This window comes from Salinibaculum sp. SYNS191 (assembly GCF_037338445.1).
Classification (GTDB): domain Archaea; phylum Halobacteriota; class Halobacteria; order Halobacteriales; family Haloarculaceae; genus Salinibaculum; species Salinibaculum marinum.
This window is the reverse complement of the sequence record NZ_CP147838.1, coordinates 3694240-3711694: the sequence shown is the minus strand read 5'-3', so window position 1 is coordinate 3711694 and position 17455 is coordinate 3694240. Positions and strand designations below refer to the sequence as shown.

General features: G+C 61.6%; 16 protein-coding genes. 6 read left to right on the top strand and 10 right to left on the bottom strand.

What is annotated here, in order from left to right:
• Positions 1-924 precede the first annotated feature (924 nt).
• From WDJ57_RS19190 to WDJ57_RS19175, 4 genes are all read right to left on the bottom strand, one after another.
• Positions 925-1350: a hypothetical protein gene (locus tag WDJ57_RS19190; RefSeq protein ID WP_338902593.1), complete on the bottom strand. Its 426-nt coding sequence runs from the start codon at positions 1348-1350 to the stop codon at positions 925-927.
• Positions 1340-1630: an ArsR/SmtB family transcription factor gene (locus tag WDJ57_RS19185; RefSeq protein WP_338902592.1), complete on the bottom strand. Its 291-nt coding sequence runs from the start codon at positions 1628-1630 to the stop codon at positions 1340-1342. Before WDJ57_RS19185 ends, WDJ57_RS19190 begins: the two co-directional genes overlap by 11 nt.
• Positions 1631-1698: 68 nt before the next feature.
• Positions 1699-2007, bottom strand: coding sequence for a hypothetical protein (locus WDJ57_RS19180; protein ID WP_338902590.1), 309 nt, complete (start codon positions 2005-2007; stop codon positions 1699-1701).
• Between the two features lie 1354 nt (positions 2008-3361).
• Positions 3362-4009 carry a helix-turn-helix domain-containing protein gene (locus tag WDJ57_RS19175; protein WP_338902589.1) on the bottom strand — a complete coding sequence of 216 codons (648 nt, stop codon included), beginning with the start codon at positions 4007-4009 and terminating at the stop codon, positions 3362-3364.
• 83 nt (positions 4010-4092) lie between these two features.
• Here WDJ57_RS19175 and WDJ57_RS19170 point away from each other — a divergent pair, with 83 nt between their 5' ends.
• The gene (locus WDJ57_RS19170; protein WP_338902587.1) at positions 4093-4695 is read left to right on the top strand and encodes a DUF998 domain-containing protein; all 603 of its coding nucleotides are present in this window, start codon (positions 4093-4095) and stop codon (positions 4693-4695) included.
• Positions 4695-5591: a hypothetical protein gene (locus WDJ57_RS19165; RefSeq protein ID WP_338902585.1), complete on the top strand. Its 897-nt coding sequence runs from the start codon at positions 4695-4697 to the stop codon at positions 5589-5591. Before WDJ57_RS19170 ends, WDJ57_RS19165 begins: the two co-directional genes overlap by 1 nt.
• Positions 5592-5856: 265 nt before the next feature.
• Here the strand turns inward: WDJ57_RS19165 and WDJ57_RS19160 are convergent, their stop codons facing one another.
• Positions 5857-8409 (bottom strand): efflux RND transporter permease subunit, encoded by a 2553-nt coding sequence (locus tag WDJ57_RS19160; protein ID WP_338902584.1) that lies wholly within the window; start codon positions 8407-8409, stop codon positions 5857-5859.
• A gap of 219 nt (positions 8410-8628) precedes the next feature.
• Here WDJ57_RS19160 and WDJ57_RS19155 point away from each other — a divergent pair, with 219 nt between their 5' ends.
• Positions 8629-9387 (top strand): TrmB family transcriptional regulator, encoded by a 759-nt coding sequence (locus WDJ57_RS19155; RefSeq protein ID WP_338902583.1) that lies wholly within the window; start codon positions 8629-8631, stop codon positions 9385-9387.
• Between the two features lie 262 nt (positions 9388-9649).
• On the opposite strand, the gene WDJ57_RS19150 is transcribed toward WDJ57_RS19155, so the two are convergent.
• From WDJ57_RS19150 to WDJ57_RS19140, 3 genes are all read right to left on the bottom strand, one after another.
• Complete coding sequence (locus tag WDJ57_RS19150; RefSeq protein ID WP_338902582.1) at positions 9650-10525, bottom strand: hypothetical protein; 876 nt, start codon at positions 10523-10525, stop codon at positions 9650-9652.
• A gap of 143 nt (positions 10526-10668) precedes the next feature.
• Positions 10669-11040 (bottom strand): hypothetical protein, encoded by a 372-nt coding sequence (locus tag WDJ57_RS19145; RefSeq protein WP_338902581.1) that lies wholly within the window; start codon positions 11038-11040, stop codon positions 10669-10671.
• Positions 11041-11757: 717 nt separating this feature from the next.
• Positions 11758-11988 carry a hypothetical protein gene (locus tag WDJ57_RS19140; RefSeq protein ID WP_338902580.1) on the bottom strand — a complete coding sequence of 77 codons (231 nt, stop codon included), beginning with the start codon at positions 11986-11988 and terminating at the stop codon, positions 11758-11760.
• 121 nt (positions 11989-12109) lie between these two features.
• Here WDJ57_RS19140 and WDJ57_RS19135 point away from each other — a divergent pair, with 121 nt between their 5' ends.
• The 3 genes from WDJ57_RS19135 (at position 12110) to WDJ57_RS19125 (ending at position 14455) form a co-directional block, all read left to right on the top strand.
• Positions 12110-12322 carry a hypothetical protein gene (locus WDJ57_RS19135; protein WP_338902579.1) on the top strand — a complete coding sequence of 71 codons (213 nt, stop codon included), beginning with the start codon at positions 12110-12112 and terminating at the stop codon, positions 12320-12322.
• Positions 12323-12465: 143 nt separating this feature from the next.
• Positions 12466-13122 carry a hypothetical protein gene (locus WDJ57_RS19130; protein ID WP_338902578.1) on the top strand — a complete coding sequence of 219 codons (657 nt, stop codon included), beginning with the start codon at positions 12466-12468 and terminating at the stop codon, positions 13120-13122.
• Positions 13115-14455, top strand: coding sequence for a hypothetical protein (locus WDJ57_RS19125; protein WP_338902577.1), 1341 nt, complete (start codon positions 13115-13117; stop codon positions 14453-14455). The genes WDJ57_RS19130 and WDJ57_RS19125 overlap by 8 nt, the downstream gene beginning before the upstream one ends.
• A gap of 602 nt (positions 14456-15057) precedes the next feature.
• Here WDJ57_RS19125 and WDJ57_RS19120 read toward each other — a convergent pair.
• On the bottom strand, positions 15058-16233 hold the full coding sequence (locus WDJ57_RS19120) for a PQQ-binding-like beta-propeller repeat protein (protein ID WP_338902575.1): 1176 nt from the start codon (positions 16231-16233) through the stop codon (positions 15058-15060).
• A gap of 170 nt (positions 16234-16403) precedes the next feature.
• The gene (locus WDJ57_RS19115) at positions 16404-17195 is read right to left on the bottom strand and encodes a 2-oxo acid dehydrogenase subunit E2 (protein ID WP_338902574.1); all 792 of its coding nucleotides are present in this window, start codon (positions 17193-17195) and stop codon (positions 16404-16406) included.
• Between the last annotated feature and the right edge of the window lie 260 nt (positions 17196-17455).

Genomic DNA, 17455 nt, shown 5'->3' with positions numbered 1-17455 from the left:
AGGTACTGGAGGATATGGCGTGGGGGTGCTGAGTGCACATCTCTGTATCGAACGGTTCCAACACCAACGCTTGGGGGAGGGGACGTGCGAGATACGCGCTCTGTATGCAGCACAGCTATTTCAATAGCTATGAGAGCTTGGAGGAAACTCCACGACCAGTGCGCATGCTTATCTTGCAATTAACGAATCTCGGTTCGCGCCGGAACACGTCCGACAGGGTGACCGACATAGGATACTATTTGAGGAGGGTGGAGCGGAGAGCAATTATTCACTGCGACAGGCGTTGCACCGTTTAGAGCCCGGAAAGACAGGTTCTCCACACTCGGTACACTGATCGAGACGCCGGCGGCTGCCAAAGAGTTTCTCGAGGAGGGAGGGCACAATCCTGTTACGGGCTTGATGCGGGTAAGTGTCTCGCCGATGCTACCGATTCAACCGATACGTCGTTTCGACGCGAGCCATCTCTGTACAAGGAGGGTGAATCTCGCTAACGTAAACAGAGCGGCAGTGATCAGTTGGAACAAGCTATCATCGTCTATCGCAAGCCTGTAGAGGGTACTGGCCAACAGGGCGACCCACAGAGCGGCGACTACCCACTCGCTGGTGGCGGACTGTTCCCGCTCAATAATGGTACTTCCGCTCAAGCCAGTTTCACATTTTCCCCGCAGGGGTGTGGATGCATTCGTCCCCTCTCAGCACACTCTACAATGATGCCCACGCGCTTGTAGAGGTCAAACAGGCTTTCTAGATCCACTCTCAAAACACTAAGTCTGCCCTCTGTATCAGCAGATAAAGGGGCAAAAATGGGTATGAGAACTGTTGTAGGACACCTTGGGAGAACGGCAACGAGTCTCCATGATGCCAGGAACGCGCTACAAGACCCATGTACGGTGGGACAGAGAAGCCGTTTGCCTTCCTCTGAAGTCAGGTCTGGCTCTGATAGAGGAGAATCAAGATTGCAAGTCCAATGAAGAAGTCCGGGAGAAACACGAACGCGCCAATATTTGGACGGGGACGGAAGCCCAAGACGTTGTGGACTAATGGATTCGACGTACCCGCGTATAGAAGCAGCGCAAGGCTTAGCACGAGCAGGCTTGCTGTGTACTTGTTCGGAAGATCGCGATACAGTTGGACGTAGATGGCTGCGAGTGTCAGCAGCAACACGAGGTTCAGGGTTGTAAAGAACACCTCCATCTGAATGAGCAGTTCAACCTGTGAGGACAGTGACCTCGACGGAGGACCATGAGATGGAAGTGATGAGGACAGTGTGACAACAAGTGCGATACCTCCCGCGATGATGGCACTCGCCACTGTCGTTCCAAGGGGGCTCTCGGTCCAGTTACGAATCATCCTCAACTCCAGCCTGTTCCGCCACGTCTTCCATGATATCGAGGTTGTTCATCATTCTGTCTGAGAGGAAGTACATCTGCCCGTAATTGTCACCCTTTGTCGTCACGATATTGTTCTCTTCGAGGATTTCGAGGTGGTGCTCCACTGTTTTGTAGTTCAAACCTAGGTCATTCGACAATTGATTGGTGTTTCGTGGCTGGTCGTCGAGTGCGCGGAGGATACGAAGCCGATTGCGGCCTCCACGAGACCCACCAATGAGCCACCAGAGCAACTGCCGCATCTATCGAGTATTCATTTGTTCGGTGCAAATACATTCTGTCTCAGCCCGAGCGACGCTACTCTCACGAATTAGTCGCCAATCCAGGCGATAATTCGGTCAGCGATTTCGCCGTTATTGTCGTCCTGCATCAGGAGATGCGTATTTCCGGAGATACTTTCGTCCGGAAGGCTGAGTAGCGTCGATGCCGGATTCGTCTCTCTCGCGAGATTTGCAGTCGTCTGTGTCGCCTTCTTGCGACCTGTGTGCCCACGCTCGTCGACATAATCGCCATAGACACCCATGAAGGGCGCATCACCACCCATCTCCGCCACAGTTTGCGGGTCGGTCGGAGCGCCGACCGGCTCAACTGCGACGATCCGTTGAACGAGGTCAGGCACAGTCTGTGCGACCGCGAATCCGGAACTACCGCCCGCTGAATGGACGAGCAGCACTGCCGGACCAACACGGTCGAGAAGTGCCTCTAGAGCAGCAGTCTCACGTGGTGATGCGAACCGACTTCCCCCACCACCTCCGGTCGCTGCCCCAGTCTGGTTCCCGGCTGTTGTCTCAGTCGAATTCCCAGAGGCAGCGTTTTGATTCCCACTACGCCTTCCGTTCTGCCCTCCGCCTTGCCTACCGCCACCACCGCCACCGGTGCTGACGTACGCGGGGAATGACGCAACGAGTTGGTCTACCGATTCGACTGGGTATCGAACGTCCTCGTACGGAGTTCCGGACTCGGGGCCGAATCCCCACGTCGGCCATGCTCGATCGAGAGACCATCGAGAGAGTGACGCAGAGTCTGAGTTCTGGAGGGCAACAGTATCTAAACCGCCTGAATCAACGTTTCGTGGGGGATTGAATACATGCACTGGATGGCCAGCTTCAGCGAAGTACTCCATCCAGCCACGTCGTCCGTCCGGCGTGGTGCGGTAGATGTATGGCGACAACCCGAGGCCAGGCACCATTACGACCGGAGATTTTTCAGCAGTCGTAGTGGGCTGGCTGTACACGATTTCCGCACGCCCATCGATGACTGTGCTATCGTCTGTGTCTGGATTACCGACGTAGAAATTCCCGAACGTCGGGGTGCTCTCGTCCTGCTGTTCAGCTTGTGGAGAGTTCTCGATAGTCGTCTGTGTATCTGTCTTCGGTCCGCTAGTACCAGTCAAGGTGTTACACCCGGCGATAGCCGCAGTGAGTGCGACACCAGTTGCACGAAGGAACGCTTTCCGAGAGATGTCTGAGGGCATGCAAAACACATTCGCCGGTGAATTGACTTAGTCGATTGCCGAGATCAGGCACAGGTCAGGCACAAATTCACCCCAGTTCACGCAAAATCCACTGTTAAAACAGAGAACATCATCTCCCAGGTATTTCGAGCGCGTCAGAGAACCATCCGCACGAGGCCTGTGTCATCGGGGGCCGATTAGCTCACCTGGTCAGGAAGCGTGCACATTCAAGGCTCTCAATCCGGCGTCGTCTGGGGATGGAATAGCAGTCGCTCGTCGTTGTGAGAGAGACGGGGTAGGTCAGCCAGCGGAAACTACACGTGGAAACCACGCGAGTTGAAAGGCGAGTGGCTGACCGTGCCGTCCGTCTATCATCATGTGCCATCGCTACAAAACCCCTCCGGTACTCGGATATGGCGTACGTCGAATTGCGTGAGAACGACCGGGTGTGGGCTATAGTGTCCACACCGAAGGAGTCCTCGTCAGTCCCGACCCTCGGCTACGCGCCCCGAGGGAGGCGTCACCGGGAGCGGTCCAGAGCGTCGGCCACGAGCCGCGACTCCGCACGCCGGAGGAGGTCCGAAGCTGTCGAGATGGCACAGTCGAGCTCCGCCGCGACGGCCTCGATGCCGGCCTCGCGGGGCACCTCGTAATAGCCGACGTCCCAGGCCGCGTCGACGGCCTCGCGCTGGCGCTCTGACAGCCGGTCACCGACGCTCGCAGTGAAGTCCCCGACGAAAGTGACGTCGGGTGTGACACCCTCGGGGAGCGCGTCGAGAGCTGCCTGGAGGTCCCCCGACCCGCCGACGAGGGACAGCCGGATCGTGCGGTCGCTTCGGAACTCCACCGGCGGCACGACGATGAGATTCTCGCGCTGGAAGGCCACGACCAACGGGTCGTCGGCGTCCAGGCGCTCCTGAAGGAAGACGAAAAAGCCCGCCTCGTCACCGGGGCTCAGCGTGTAGGATTCGAGATGGGGCACAGACGCCAGCCAGTCCTCGTATGCGTCTGCGTCGCCTTCCACGTACAACACCATCGTCCCGGTGTCGGCGGGGCCGTGACCCTGGAGGATGGCCTCCCGCTCCACGTACGGTGCCTCACAGACGTGGGCGTGCATCGGGTGGAGTGCGTCCTCGTCGAAGTGGAGGACGACGCGGATGGACCTCACGGCGAGGACTTTGGCGGGTCCGCACTTAAAACCAGGAAGTGCATCGGGAAAGCGCGGTTCACGCCGGGCGCGACTGAATCCATATGGCGGTGGCTTCGATTCGGTGGCAGACAGTAAGCGGCATCGCTTTCCCGGGTGCGTTGCTCGGCACGGTCATCGCGGCGACGGTCGCCTCGCCGACCTACAGGTGGCCCGCGGAACCATTCTCGACCATCGGGCAGGCCAGTGACCCGGCGGCGTTGCTGCTGAACGGCGGGCTCGTGGCGTCGGGTCTCCTGGGGGTTCCCTTCGCCTGGCTCCTGGCTCGAGGTCGACACCCCGTCGTTGGCGCAGGCTACGCAGCGATTGCTCTCGGATTCGCCGCGGCTGGGGTCTTCCGGGCTCCCGGTGCGGCCCACGAGGTGGCCGCTGGAATCGCCCTGTTCGGAGTCTGGCTGGTCCCCTGGCTCCTCGCGGCTCTGGACTGGCGGGCCGGCGACCGGCGCGCGGCCGGTATCGGCGTCGGGTTCGGAACCCTCGCTGTCGTGGGCTGGCTCCCGTACGACCTCGGACCGGCGTGGGCCCGGCCGGGCTACGGCGGCGTGGAGTTACTGGTCCTGCTGACGCTCGCGGGCTGGAGTTGCTGGCTCGCCCGCCGGGTCTGGCGCGTTCCCGAGGCCAACCCCCGGACCGGGGGTGCTGGCTGATGCCGACCGCCTACCTGGTCGGCCTCCCGGTCCACGCCGGCGAAGCCGACGAACTGCGGGAGGGTGTCGTCTCACGGGCCCAGGCGGACGCAGACCGCGGTATGCAGGCACTCCTCCCCCACGATGGCGTTCTGACGGTCACGGTCTGCCTGGGACGGGGACGTGACGGCCCGAGACTGTGGTGGTTCGTAGAGATCGCCGACGACGTAACGTCTACTTTCCAGGACCCAGCCGGAGCCATCCGGGAGAGTCCCCTGCTGGCGGGCAACGCGAGCAAGTTGCTCGAGGCGGCCACTCCGCTGGTGTTCGGTCCCGGCGGGCAGGACGGACCGCTGATGGTTCACGCGACGAATCCGGATCGACCGCGTGGCTACGTCCGGAGCGCCGATACCCGGGAGGGGGATGGAGAAGGTCGCGATTCGGAACAGGCAGCCGACCGCCGGGCGAAGGGGACCCCGCAGGTTCTCGTCGCCGACGAGGGCCCCGCCGCCGTCCCGGAGGTATATCTGGTGACCTGGGGCCTTCGTGGTGGGCCCGCGACGTGGTTCATGCGGGCGCTGACGCGGCTGATGCGGTTGACGCGGGACACCAGAATCGAGCGACAGTTCGAGGAGTGGTCCCGGCCGGTGATCGAGGACGAGCAGATGTGGACGGAGACGGGATTTTACGACCGGGCCGAACGGGCGAGTGACGACCGCGATCGAATCCGTTACTGGATGGAATGCGACAGCCTGGAGGGAGTTTGGCAGGGGTTCGACGAGAGCACGAATCTGGTCGCGCGCGTCTCCGAGGTGGTCCTGGGCTGGGTCATCGACCGTCCCGAGCGAGCCCTCTCCGTCGAGGGGTTCACGACGGATTGCGAGACGCTCGTCCACGCGGTCGCGCCGGAGCGGTGATCCCGGTGTTCGGGGTGTCGAGTCGCCTCGCGGCCTTCCCGACTCTGTCGTTCGCTCGCCCTGTCCCTCCTGCTCGCAAGATTGTGCCACAGCGTGGACCAGTCGGGCAAACTCGAAGCCGGCACCGGCACCGTCGCTCTGGGTGAGATAACGAATCGTCGCCACGGTTCCGAGCAAGCCGGAGAACGACGACGAGGACGACGACCTCGACAGGCTCCGTCAGAATACGGACAGAGAGTGGTTTGCGTCCCGATGCGCGTGGTCCTCAGCGCGCGAGGACTCGTTCCCGAAGGACGAGCAGCCCGGGGAGCATCGTCACGACGGCGACGAACGCGAACAGAATCGCCAGGCCGGTCACGATACCGAATCGCTGGAGCGGGGGCGAAAGTGCGAACGCGAGGACGCCGAAGGCGGCGGCTGTCGTGGCAGCACTAGCAAGCAGCGTCCCGCCAGTCCCGGTAATCATGGCGCGGACTGCTGTATCGAGGGTATCGCGCTTGTTGCGCTCGGCGACGAACCGTTCGCCAGCATGGATGCTGTAGTCGACGCCGAGACCGATTGCGAGACTTGTGATGACAGCGGTTTCGCTGTTGAACGCAATGCCCAACAGCGACATCGAGCCGAGCAGCCACGCCAGCGAGACGACAACCGGCACGAGTACCACCACCCCGAGAGAGAGCGACCGGTAGCGTGCCCAAAACAGCGCTGTCAGAAAGACGAGGATGACGACGAGCGTCACCGCAAACGCTTCGACCAGCGTTTCGAGCAGTGCGTCCTGAAGGACCGCAGTCGTGACTGTGCCACCCGTCGCGACCGCACTGACACCGGACGCATTGCGTTCTATCCGGTCGGCATACGCGCGGGTATCGGCTGCAATCGTCTGTGCTGACTGGCTACTCCTGACCGAGAGCAACGCCCGCGCCGAGGTGACCGTTCCGTTCTCAGCGCGAGTGAGAACCTGGGCAGCGGCTTGCTGGTCGGCGGCGAACAGCGCGCTGTACACCCCCGATACGTTCGTATCGGGCAGTCCGTCACCGTCCGCGTCGTTGTCTGCGACTAGCCTTGCGAACGTCTCGTTGTCGGCCGAGGCATCTCGAATCGCCGTGTGTGGCCCATCGATAGCCGCCCGTCCGTCGGGCCGGCGCTGGATGGAACTCCCCGCCTCGATACCGTCACCCCCGTCGTCGAGCGCGCGGAGGGTTGCGGGGTCTGTGACCGCGCCGCGTAACAGGACCTGTGACTGGCCGCCACCCCCGCGTAGCTGAAAGTTATTGCTGAGATAGTCAAAGTCCTCGGCAATCGTGTAGGTGTCCGGTGCCAGTCCGCCCGGCAGGTACTGTGCCCAGCCAGGGGCGTCCTCCGGAAGGAAGTCGGCCTGGTTGAACTCCGTGTCGATGGTGGACGCGCCATAGGCACCCGTCGAGGCCAGCAGCAGTGCAACGACAACGATGGCGACCGGGGCGCGGGTTGTGAGCCCGGCGAGGCGCTTGAGCACCGTGTTTGCACGGCCGCTGTCGACACCGAAGGCGGGCTTCCGACGACTCCAGCCAAGCCGGTTCTCGATGACTCCGTCCACCTCGATTTTCAGTGCCGGGAGGAAGACACCGAAAGCGACGAACGTGGCGACAATACCACCCGCACTGAGCACTGCAAAGTCTTGAATCGCCGGGAGTGGACTCACGACGTTCGAGAGGAATCCAACGGCGGTCGAGACGGTTGCGGCGACGAGCGCCAGCACGACGCTTCCAAAGCCAAGCGCCATTGCGGTGCGGATCGAGCGATTCGGAGTCGCATCATCGCCCTCGCCCTCTCCGAGATTTCCATTGCGTGCCTCGCGGTATCGCATCACGACGTGGAGCGCGTAGTCGATGCTCAGGCCGATCAACAAGAACGGGACGGAAATGAGGATGACGTTCATCGGGATTGCGAGCCATCCCATGAGACCCGCGAGCCACAGCAGCACGATGGCGATGCCGGAGAATGCGAGCAGGATGTCCAGCAGATCACGGTACGTGACGCCGAGAACCAGTACGATAAGGACGAGCGCGAACGGTGTGATAATCGCGAAACTGTCGCCCGTCGCGCGTGAGGAAGCGTCGTCTTGGATTCCCTGCCCGAACACGAATGCATCGTCGAACCGCTCCTGAACCAGCCGGTCAATGGCCACCTGTGCGTTGTAGGCTGCCTGTGGATTCTCGTCCTCTCCGCTGGTATCGACCTGTGCGACGAGCGTCAGCCGTGCCGACGCAGTCGTCGCTCCGGGCTGGTAGCCCCGCGGGAGGAACTCGTAGGGGTCTTGTTGGCCCAGTGCCTGGCTGTCGGGAGCGAGAACGTCCGCGAGTAGTTGTTCGACTTCCTCGCTGTCCCGTGATTCGAGGGCCTCGATCTGTGTCGATAGCGAGGGTTGGCCAGTCGGTGGCCGTTGTGCGTCCTCGTAGACGGCCGCTGTCGCAACGATATTTTCGATGCCGACGAAGCCTGAACCGTCCAGTGTCGCGTTGAGCGTCTCGTTTTCGCGCACCTGTTCCTGGAGGTACAGGCCCGCAAGCAGTGAGTCACGGGTGAGGACGTCGCCGGTTTCGTTGCGGACGACGAGTTGGGCAACGACACCGTCGTCGGGCCGGTAGTTCTGCTGGACGAAGTCCTGTGCAGCAGTCTCTTCGGACTCGACTGCGAAACCGCCGATGTCCGCCTGGCCCGCGCCGCCGAGTGTCGTCCCTGCCGCGACGACCGCCGTGAGCACCACGACAGCGACGATGACGAGTTTGCTATGTGTCGAAATCTGTCGTGCGTACCATCGCGAAAGCTTCCCGGTCATCTCTCAGCACCGCCTCTCCCGCGCAGTGGCGATTGGCCGGCGAGACAGCGCTCTCCAGTATCGTTCTCATGCACCTGTGAACCCTCGTTGTACAGTCCTCTTTACCAGCACAACTTAAGTGTTTGTAGATTTCTACTATATCTATCTCGGCCCCGATATCAGCCGTTCCGGAATCGCAGAGGATAATGAGACGAAGTCCAAAGCAACGAGGGATAGACGATGAGTGAGCGCGAGGTGGTCCAAGCACTGCGGACGCTCGGGCTGTCGAACTACGAGGCGCAGGTGTTCGTCGCCCTCCAGCAACTCGGCAGCGGCACCTCCCAGGAGATAAGTGAACTCTCGGAGGTCCCCCGGTCGCAGGTGTACGGCGCGGCCGACAGTCTGGCAGACAGTGGCCTCGTCGAAGTCGTCCAGTCCTCACCGAAGGCGTACCGACCGGTCGAGCTATCGACGGCTCGTGCTCTCCTGACAAAGCGCCTCGAACGGGAAACCTCACGCGCCTTCGACCGCCTCGAATCGATCCGCGCAACGGAGACTGATTACGCCGAGGGACAGGACGTCTCGACGCTCCGTGGTCGACGGCCCATCGACGACCGGATCACGACGCTGGTTCGGTCGGCAGAACACACCGTTGTCTTCGTCTCACCGACGGCCAGAGCGACGACCGCAGATATCGCGGACGCACTCCGGGATGTGAGCACCAGCGGTGCTGACGTCACCGTCGTGACTGCCGACCGTTCGCTTGACGACCTGTTCGCTGACGACCCAGTGACTGTCTTCGTCATGTCTGAAGACAATCCCGCAGACTTCGCCGGACGGGCGTTGATGGTCGACGACCGAACCGTGCTCCTCGCCGCCGAAACGGACGACGCACCCGTCGAGGAAGAAGCGCTCTGGACTGGCGACTCGAGCATCGGTCGCATCCTGGCGGCGTTTATGCGCTCGGGGATGGAATCCGGCCGCGACCGACACACGTGAGAAGTTGGTGAGCGCTATCGGTTCACTGTTTTCGAAAGGCACGAGTCGGGATGTGACGGGTGTGCTGCCGATGTCGGTGGCGTGTTTCTGAACGCGAAACACTGGACGTCTAGTTACAAGCTCGGCGGTAGCGGAGTTCGGTTTTGCCCCCCTTTGCGGTCGCAAAGATTGTTTTTGAGGAAAGTCCACTCATCCGTGTCGCGTACTTGGAGTGCCCATCTGGACAGCCTGCTCGGACCGTCCGGCGGACACACAGCTACTGTCAACCGATAATGCGCTGGTAGACTGTCGTCTGGACCCGATATACAAGGTAACTGGCCACTCCGAGCGAGAGGACGAGCGAGACGAGCAGCAGGAAAAACGATGACGTCACTCCGAAGGGAGACACCTCGACTGCCCCCAGTGCTGCCGTGCTGAGGGCCACGAGGAGACTGGAAGCGAGAAGCGACAGCACCAGAAGGAGGACAAACTCTGCAGACCGGTCACCCTCACGTTCTGTCTCGGTCACCAGGTACCCGGCGAGCGCCCCGAGACAGACGGCCCCGAGGATTCCCGGGCCGCCATCGAGGCTGTACTCGGTCTGTGTTGCCGCGAGATACCCACCATACCCGATAAATCCGATGAACCCCAGCAGCAGGCCAACGAACGCGCCTTTGACTGCGCCCAGGAGTCGGTTGCGACGATGACGATACCACGTCGCGTCGACTCGATACGCGAGCAGATACGAGCCGAGCAAGACGAGGACCGCTACGAGCGTCGGGAGGAGGAAATACGGCACCGTAAACAGCCCATCGCCGAGCACCCATTGGAACGCCAGTGTCGGCACAATAGCGAGTGTCCAGCCAGCAAGGAGCGAGCCAAGGAAGACGACGCGGTTGCGGTGAGCCGAGACGGACGTCGTTCCTCGCCCGCTGGTCACCCAGCGGTAGCCCCCGATTCCGCCGATAACGAGGCCCAGTGGAGCGGCGAACTGAATCGAGGTCACCCAGTCGGGCGGAAAGAACGCATCTGTCGTTGCCCGGTAATAGTTTCGCAAGAACCGACCGAGTGTATCGAGAACGAACGCCTGGACGAATCCCCACTGAAGGGCCGCTATGACAGCCTGTTTCTGTGCAGGAGGTCCCTCCGGGGAAGACATATCCGGTGTTTCTCCGGCTGCCGATTAGAACCTGTTGGTGAACTGTCTCGCTCTCGCCCCACAGTGTCCTTAGGCAGTCCACACACCCCCCTCGCCCGCAGGGTATGAAACGAGAGACACTGACTGTCTCTGGAACGGCCGCGTCACGGAGAGTTCCGCCTGACGGTGGTCGTCTGCTTTTCTCCACCGGCGGGGAGTTCTGTGACAGTCACACTCCGGGGAAGCGTCGACTCCATCCTAACGGTGACCGTGAAGTCGGCGACTCCCAGTGAGTCGGGACAGCCGAAAATCCGTTTGAGAACGTCTCCTGTTCGTTTCGTACCGATAGTCAGTGTCAGGTGGTCCGCTGCTGGCTGGAAACTCACCGATTGTAGCGTCGCAACGGTACAGAGATTCCCCGCGTACATCGCTCCCCTCACAGTCACCCGATTGGCCCTGGACTGGAACGTGACTCTCGGGTCAGCCTCGACCGACATCTGGTCGTCACCACGTACCTCGAAGTCGGTTGCGGCCACACCGTCGCTGGTCGCTGTTGTAGTAGCATCTAGACAGCCAGCGGTACCGACAACGGCAAAGCCGGCGACGCTGAGAAAACACCGACGATTCATGTTTCATCGACCTTCTGCTGTACCAATAAACGATGCGTCGACAGATACTTGCTCGAACCAGTGGGAACTATCAGCGATAGCTCCCGAGCGTGAACACAGTTGCTCTCCGCTCAACGAAAGATAGTGGTTGGAGGGCCTCTCTTGGATGCGTCAGCGGGGGGTGCGACACCCGCGAGAAACTATCCCCGGGAAGCGCCAAGGAACATATGGTTGAATAATTAACTACTCTCGTGGCACGGCGAGTATCCCGCGGAGACAGACACACTGCCCCGGTCCGAGTATCACCACGAGCGGGAGCCTTCCGAATACGTCCCATCACCAACAGGTAGCGTCCCACCGAACGCGCGGAACCACCGCAAATTGGTTGTCCAGTGCATTGGAGCCCACTCAGGAATCGAGGCTTCTGTAGAAGAACACCCCGCAAGCAAATATCGCGATGATGCCTGCGACTGCCACTCGGTGTCGGCCATATCCCGCAGTAACGTCGTTAGTTTGGGCCGGTCGAAACGCACCGGTCACGAGAAACAGGAGGGCGAAGGCAACGAGGAAGAACAATTCTACGGAGCGCCAGCGCATGATGTAGACAGATACGACCTGAGGGAATACCTTCGGTCGAGAAGACACTCACTCCTGTTCCCGTTGGCGTGCGATTCGTTGCAAAGCATCGGCAATGGCTTCGACCGCCGAAAGGAACCGCCAGAGGAGATACAAAGAGACGAGGATAAATGCAGGGAACAGCCCAACTACGACGACTTCTTGGACGACGACCAGAGAATATGCGAGAAGCGGGACGTACAGCACGCCGATAATCACGAGCCACTGCCGGGGAATCGAGGGGGGAGACCACCCAGACATGACAATTATCTCACGCGAAGTGGCTAAGAAACTTGTGACTGTCGAGACTTCCGATGTGGAGGACAACTGCAGAATTGTTGTTGAGGCAGAATTTATACGAAATTAGCTCGAGTAGACACATATGGATCAAGCAACACTATTCGAGTTCAAGCTCCTGATTGCAGGTGTCGGGCTGATGATCACCGGGGCGGAGCTGCTCACATTTATGACCCGAGTAAATACTCTCTTGCCGCTCTTGATCGGCGGCGGCAGTTTGTTTGCCGGGTTCGTCCTCACGCTGTGGGCGTTCAACTATTCGGACTCCAGTTCCGATACCAATCCAGCGCCAGAGTAGGTCAGCTGGTACGTTCCCATTATAAATCATGCCCTGCGGTGCCGTTGCTCTGGCTGGGGCCGTCTCCTCGCTCGTGCTGTAATCTGGCCAGTATGTCGCGTCGAGCGTAAGTTTCAATTGTCTTTCTGAATGATATTTATTCAATGGTCGGCTGGTCGCGTCGCCAAGCACTCCGTGCAATTGCCGCTGGGGTGGCCGTTGCAGTCGCCGGCTGTCGCGAAGAGAACCGCTTCGCGGAAGAAACTCCGAACGTGGAAGACCTTCGTCCAGTTGAAGAATACGAAAGCGAGAAAGTACGCGACAGAGATGCACGTCCCATCTTCTGGACCGAAGAGCAGACCCCGCAAACCGGTTCTGGCGAGCAATCCCGGCAGACACCCTACAGCAAGGCGGAAGTCATCTCTAACGCCCACACGTACGTCACAACGACTGACGAGCTTGCGAGCGTGACGTTCGCACCCGGAAACAGCGCCGGTGACCGACTCCAGGCATTCATCGAGGCGACTGACTTTGCAGAGCGCTCTGTCGCCCTCCTGATGGCCACTGTTGCCCAGTGTCGCGAGTTCCGTCTGTACGATGTCGCGCGTGGACCGGATAGCTACGAGCTGTCGTTTTGTCGGCCGTTTCGCTCCCCCGAGACCACCTGTGAGACCGAGGCCTACGATACCGTCGCGGTGGCTGTCCGCTTGCCCTTCTCGGGGGACGGCATCAGTGGTCGCGGGACATCGTGGCACGACGAGTGTCGCGCCCCACCGTATCCGATTTTCCCGGAGACGCCCACGGAGGGAGAGGATGAATAGGCTCACGCGCCGGCAATTTCTCGCCGGGAGCGCAGCGAGTCTGACGACCCTGGCTGGGTGTTCCTCGCTGCCGATTGTCGGTGAGCGTGACCCAGAACTCGGCTTCGACCCGGCGACGTTGTCGCGGTCAGTAGTGCAGGACATGCCAGACCCGCCGGAGACGTATTCTGCACCCGTGCCGGAGACGCTGGCGACACGTCACCGACGTCGCGCCAGGGAACTCCTGAATGGTGTGCCTCGCGAGCCTGGATTCGCGAACGAAGGACTCAGTACCGAACTCGGCGAGATGCGGACGGACACCCTCTCCGAGATCGAGAACGGACCAGACGAGCCAGGTTCCCTACAGCGTCTTGACGAGTGGCGGTCGATCCGCTCCGATGCTGCGGAGGTCCGGGCCGCCTACGATGCGGCAACTGGGACTCTGGACACGGCCACACTCACACGCCGTCATGACCGACTCCGGCAGGACCTGCGTGCCTTCGAGAGCGCCTGGCAGTCCCCCGGTCGCAACACACTGGATGCGCTTGCCACGGCGTATCATCTCGAGGACATGCGGACCGACTGTTGGCACTCGGTCGACCTGGGTGAGCCAGTTCCGAGCAACGCCCGGATGAACCCTCTGGACACTGGACGCCTGGCTGGCGGACTCGAAGAGGGACGAGCGCTGCTCGACGACCTCACGGGGCTGCGCGAGGCCCACCGCGAGGCGGCTTCGACACTCACGAGCTATCAGGATACGCTCTCGGTGATGGCCGATCAGTTTCGGTATCTAATCCCGGTAACCCGTCGGCAAGTCGAATTGTACCTTGGCGATGACGCCGGAGCCGATGACTTCGAGCGCAAGATAGATGGCCTGCCCGCCGAACAAGTGTTCTACGACGTTCAGGCCTGGACAGAGAGGCGCATCAGGGAGGCTCGAGAAGCTCGGATACGTCGCAACTACGCGCGGGCGACCGTCCGTGGCGGTCACGCACTGGTGATGATACTCGCGCTCTCACAGGTCGTCGACGCTATTCAGTCAGGCAAGTACGGAATGCCAGAAACGATCGAAGAGGTGCGAGAGTACCGTGACCAGGCCATCGCAGCCGTCGAAGAGGCCCAGTCAGTCGAACCGACGCGTCTGGCAGCACTGCTTTCGCTGCCTGCCTGGAATCGACTCCAGTGGGAAGTTCGGGATTTTCAGGCCCCGAAACGGCGCGACCCTCCCAACGAGCGCGAGGTGGTGCGCCTCGTCGCTGCATTCGTGGGTGCCTACCACTTCGCGAACGCGGTGAAACCAGTGGTGGACCGCCTACGGGAGGACCTCCTCGACGGGACATCCGTGATGGAGTGAGCGTGGCCGCCCCAATTCTGTACTCGGCTGACGGTTCGATGCGGCGGAGCGAATAGCGAGTTCAGCTGGCGACACCCCATATTGAATACTATTGATAGATAACACTACCTATGGCCGTGCCGCGTCGGACGGTGGTGTCGCGCATCCTTGGAATCGTTTCAGCGACTGTCTCGCAGGCTGTTCGGGCGCACTCGCGAACGGAGAGGGGTTCAGACTTGGCATCGTCAACCATTCGCAGACAACTCGACGCGTTCGCGTCGAACTCTCGTCTGAGGAGAGCGTCTTCTTCTCACAGAAACTGTACGTCGCCGGTGCCGAGGACTCGGCCCCGACGACCACCTACACGACGGTCGAGCGTCCAGCAGTCCCACCCCAGGCGACGATTCTCGTCCGAGCGGCTGTCGGGGACCGCGACTGGACAGTCGGAGGTACCGAAATCGATTGTAGAGCGGGAGAGAGCCCGCTCCTGAGACTCGATATCGAGGCGGAAAGCGGCGCGCTCTCAATTCGGGAGCGAGCAGCCTGTTCAGACACGCTCCCGGGGCCGCGAGAATAACTCACGGGAAAGCGTAGACCTCCAGTCGCGGGTCCGGAGTCCGTTCTCACGCGTTCTCGGTAGACCGGAGCGCAACCAGTCCCGTGGCGCCGACAATGAACGCGCGACCGGCTGCGATGACTGGTGAGGAAAGCGTCGCTCCCTGGACTGACGATACCCGCCAGCGCTCGCGCTCCGGCCCCAGCAGACCATTAGCCTCTCTACGGAAGGCGCGGAGGTCTTCACACTCGACGAGGACGTTCTCGTCGGTCACAACCGGTGCTGCCGTGTTCTCAGTCGGGACGTGAGCCTGCCAGTTCGTCTCGCCGGTCTCGGCGTCGAGTTCGTGGAGGTCACCTGCGACGACGTAGACGTCGCCGTCGGCGGCGACCGCTGCGGCTGCACGACTAGAGAGGTCGCGCCGCCAGCGGACGTCGCCAGAGGGTTCGACAGCGACGGTCTCTTGCCAGCCGGTCTGCACAATGCTGTCACCGACAACCGATGCGGCATACGGTGTATCGACGGGGACACGCCAGCGTTCCTCCCCGCTCGCGGGGTCGAGTTTCACCAGCGAGTCGTAGTCGGGGACGTACACGCCGTCGTCGGTGACAGCGGGCGCGACCTGCGTCGCGGTATCGTCACCGAGTCTGTACTCCTCGTAGCTGAGCGCTTCGAGCGGCTGTCGCCACCGTTCAGTTCCGTCGGGTCCGAGTCTGACACACGCCGTGGCGCTGCGGGCGTACACGTCCCCCGAAACCACAGTCGCGCCGTACGTCCGGCGGTCGCCAACGCGGTACGTGTCGACAACTTCGCCGTCAGAGAGTGCGAGGATAGTCATGGCTGCGGACCCCTGCGCCGGCTCGCTCGACGGTCGACGGATTCGCGTCGGGACGTACAGACGACCCCTGGTGGGGTCCAAAGCCGGCGCTCCGGAGACCGGTGTTTCGAGTCGTCGTGACCACTGTTCAGCGCCGTCGGGCGTAACAGCAGTGACCTGCCGGTCAGCGGCGAAATAGACGATATCCTCGTAGACGACGGGTGGCGCGTACTGCCACTGTGCGGGGAGGATTTGTGTGTGCTCGTCCGGCGCTGGGACGCCGCCTTCGACGTGGCTCGCGTTCTGCGGACTATTGCCGTACGAGTGCCAGTCCCCGTCGTGAAACGGCTCTGGGTCTGAGCTGTCCTCCAACGCGTTGCAGCCGGCGACGGCACCTGTGGCTGCGGTTCCGAGAACTGCAAGCACGTCGCGCCGCGAGGAACGAGACTCGTAATCTTCGGACTGGACAGGCGGCTGAGCCGAAGAAAGGGGGTCAGCGGGGAGCATGTTCCGTTGCACTAACACAGCGCACGAAGTGTATTCAAACTAACCACTCTCATTCGACGGTCGAGTCGATGCCTGCAGTTGCGAGTCGATTACGGTTCCTCCTCCGGGTGTAACCCGTGGGCGTCTTCGATGAGTTCCACCAGCCGTCGAACGAAGCGGGTCGCGGGCGCACCGTCGACGACGTCGTGGTCAAACGTGACTGTCAGAGCGAGCAGTTCCCGGGACCTGACCTCCCCGTCGACGAATCGCGGTTTTGTGCTGATACCGCCGACGGTCAACTGCAGGGTGTAGTTCGTGGGGCTGACCGCCCATCCCCCGCCATCGCCAAACATCCCCACAGAAGTGATAGCGACAGTTCCCGCCATGGATTTCCAGCGCTGTGGAAACCACTGCGGGAGTCGCCAGACGAGACGCCGAGCGAATCCGGGGAGTCGGAGGGCCGTCCGTCCCCACCGCGAGAGTTCCGTCGGGTCCGGAGACTCCTGGGCCGCTCGAATCTCGTCGTGAAGCGAGCGCAGTGACCGTTCGTTGGCCCCGCGGAGAACGTGAGGGACGCCAATTCGTTCGTTCCGGACCGTCGTCTCGACGAGGACGTTCACGTCGACGTCGTCGAAGACGTGCACGCGACCACGCCAATCCCGGTAGGCGTTGATGTCGGGGTGGTCGTCGATGGCGTGGGCGAGACAGAAGGCGAGAAATGCCGTAAACGAGAGTCGCTCCCCGGTCCTCTCGTCGATGGTTCGGAGACGCCGTCGCGCCTCGGTGACGTCGACCTCGACGAGTCCGTGGACGTTGCTTCGCTGGCCCGCCGTCCGCATGTAATCGACCGTCCCCCGTCGGCGAGGTGAGAGGCGCTCGATGCGCTCGCCACTGTCGTTCATACGTGTTACTACGTCAGCAGGACCATACCTCTTGACTCCCGGTACCGTCGGTCGGAGACAACGGGGGACCAGGTGTGACGAAAATCACAAGCGGGGAGGTGAGGTGAGAGCTACCGGGAGAGAAGACACTGCCCGAACCGAGTGACGAAGCCACTCGTGCAGTCACAATCGAGGCGCCCAGGAAGGAGGTCTGGTCGTGGGTCGTCCAGTTCGGCCAGGGATGTGGCGGGTTCCACGGGGTCCCGACCGTCGCTGCAGCC

Excerpts from the sequence above, each read along its gene's own strand:
- WDJ57_RS19130 (WP_338902578.1), top strand. The coding sequence starts at position 12,466 with ATGGTCGGCTGGTCGCGTCGCCAAGCACTCCGTGCAATTGCCGCTGGG.
- WDJ57_RS19115 (WP_338902574.1), bottom strand. The coding sequence starts at position 17,195 with ATGAACGACAGTGGCGAGCGCATCGAGCGCCTCTCACCTCGCCGACGG.
- WDJ57_RS19160 (WP_338902584.1), bottom strand. The coding sequence starts at position 8,409 with ATGACCGGGAAGCTTTCGCGATGGTACGCACGACAGATTTCGACACAT.
- WDJ57_RS19125 (WP_338902577.1), top strand. The coding sequence starts at position 13,115 with ATGAATAGGCTCACGCGCCGGCAATTTCTCGCCGGGAGCGCAGCGAGT.
- WDJ57_RS19135 (WP_338902579.1), top strand. The coding sequence starts at position 12,110 with ATGGATCAAGCAACACTATTCGAGTTCAAGCTCCTGATTGCAGGTGTC.
- WDJ57_RS19150 (WP_338902582.1), bottom strand. The coding sequence starts at position 10,525 with ATGTCTTCCCCGGAGGGACCTCCTGCACAGAAACAGGCTGTCATAGCG.
- WDJ57_RS19170 (WP_338902587.1), top strand. The coding sequence starts at position 4,093 with ATGGCGGTGGCTTCGATTCGGTGGCAGACAGTAAGCGGCATCGCTTTC.
- WDJ57_RS19190 (WP_338902593.1), bottom strand. The coding sequence starts at position 1,350 with ATGATTCGTAACTGGACCGAGAGCCCCCTTGGAACGACAGTGGCGAGT.
- WDJ57_RS19165 (WP_338902585.1), top strand. The coding sequence starts at position 4,695 with ATGCCGACCGCCTACCTGGTCGGCCTCCCGGTCCACGCCGGCGAAGCC.
- WDJ57_RS19185 (WP_338902592.1), bottom strand. The coding sequence starts at position 1,630 with ATGCGGCAGTTGCTCTGGTGGCTCATTGGTGGGTCTCGTGGAGGCCGC.
- WDJ57_RS19155 (WP_338902583.1), top strand. The coding sequence starts at position 8,629 with ATGAGTGAGCGCGAGGTGGTCCAAGCACTGCGGACGCTCGGGCTGTCG.
- WDJ57_RS19140 (WP_338902580.1), bottom strand. The coding sequence starts at position 11,988 with ATGTCTGGGTGGTCTCCCCCCTCGATTCCCCGGCAGTGGCTCGTGATT.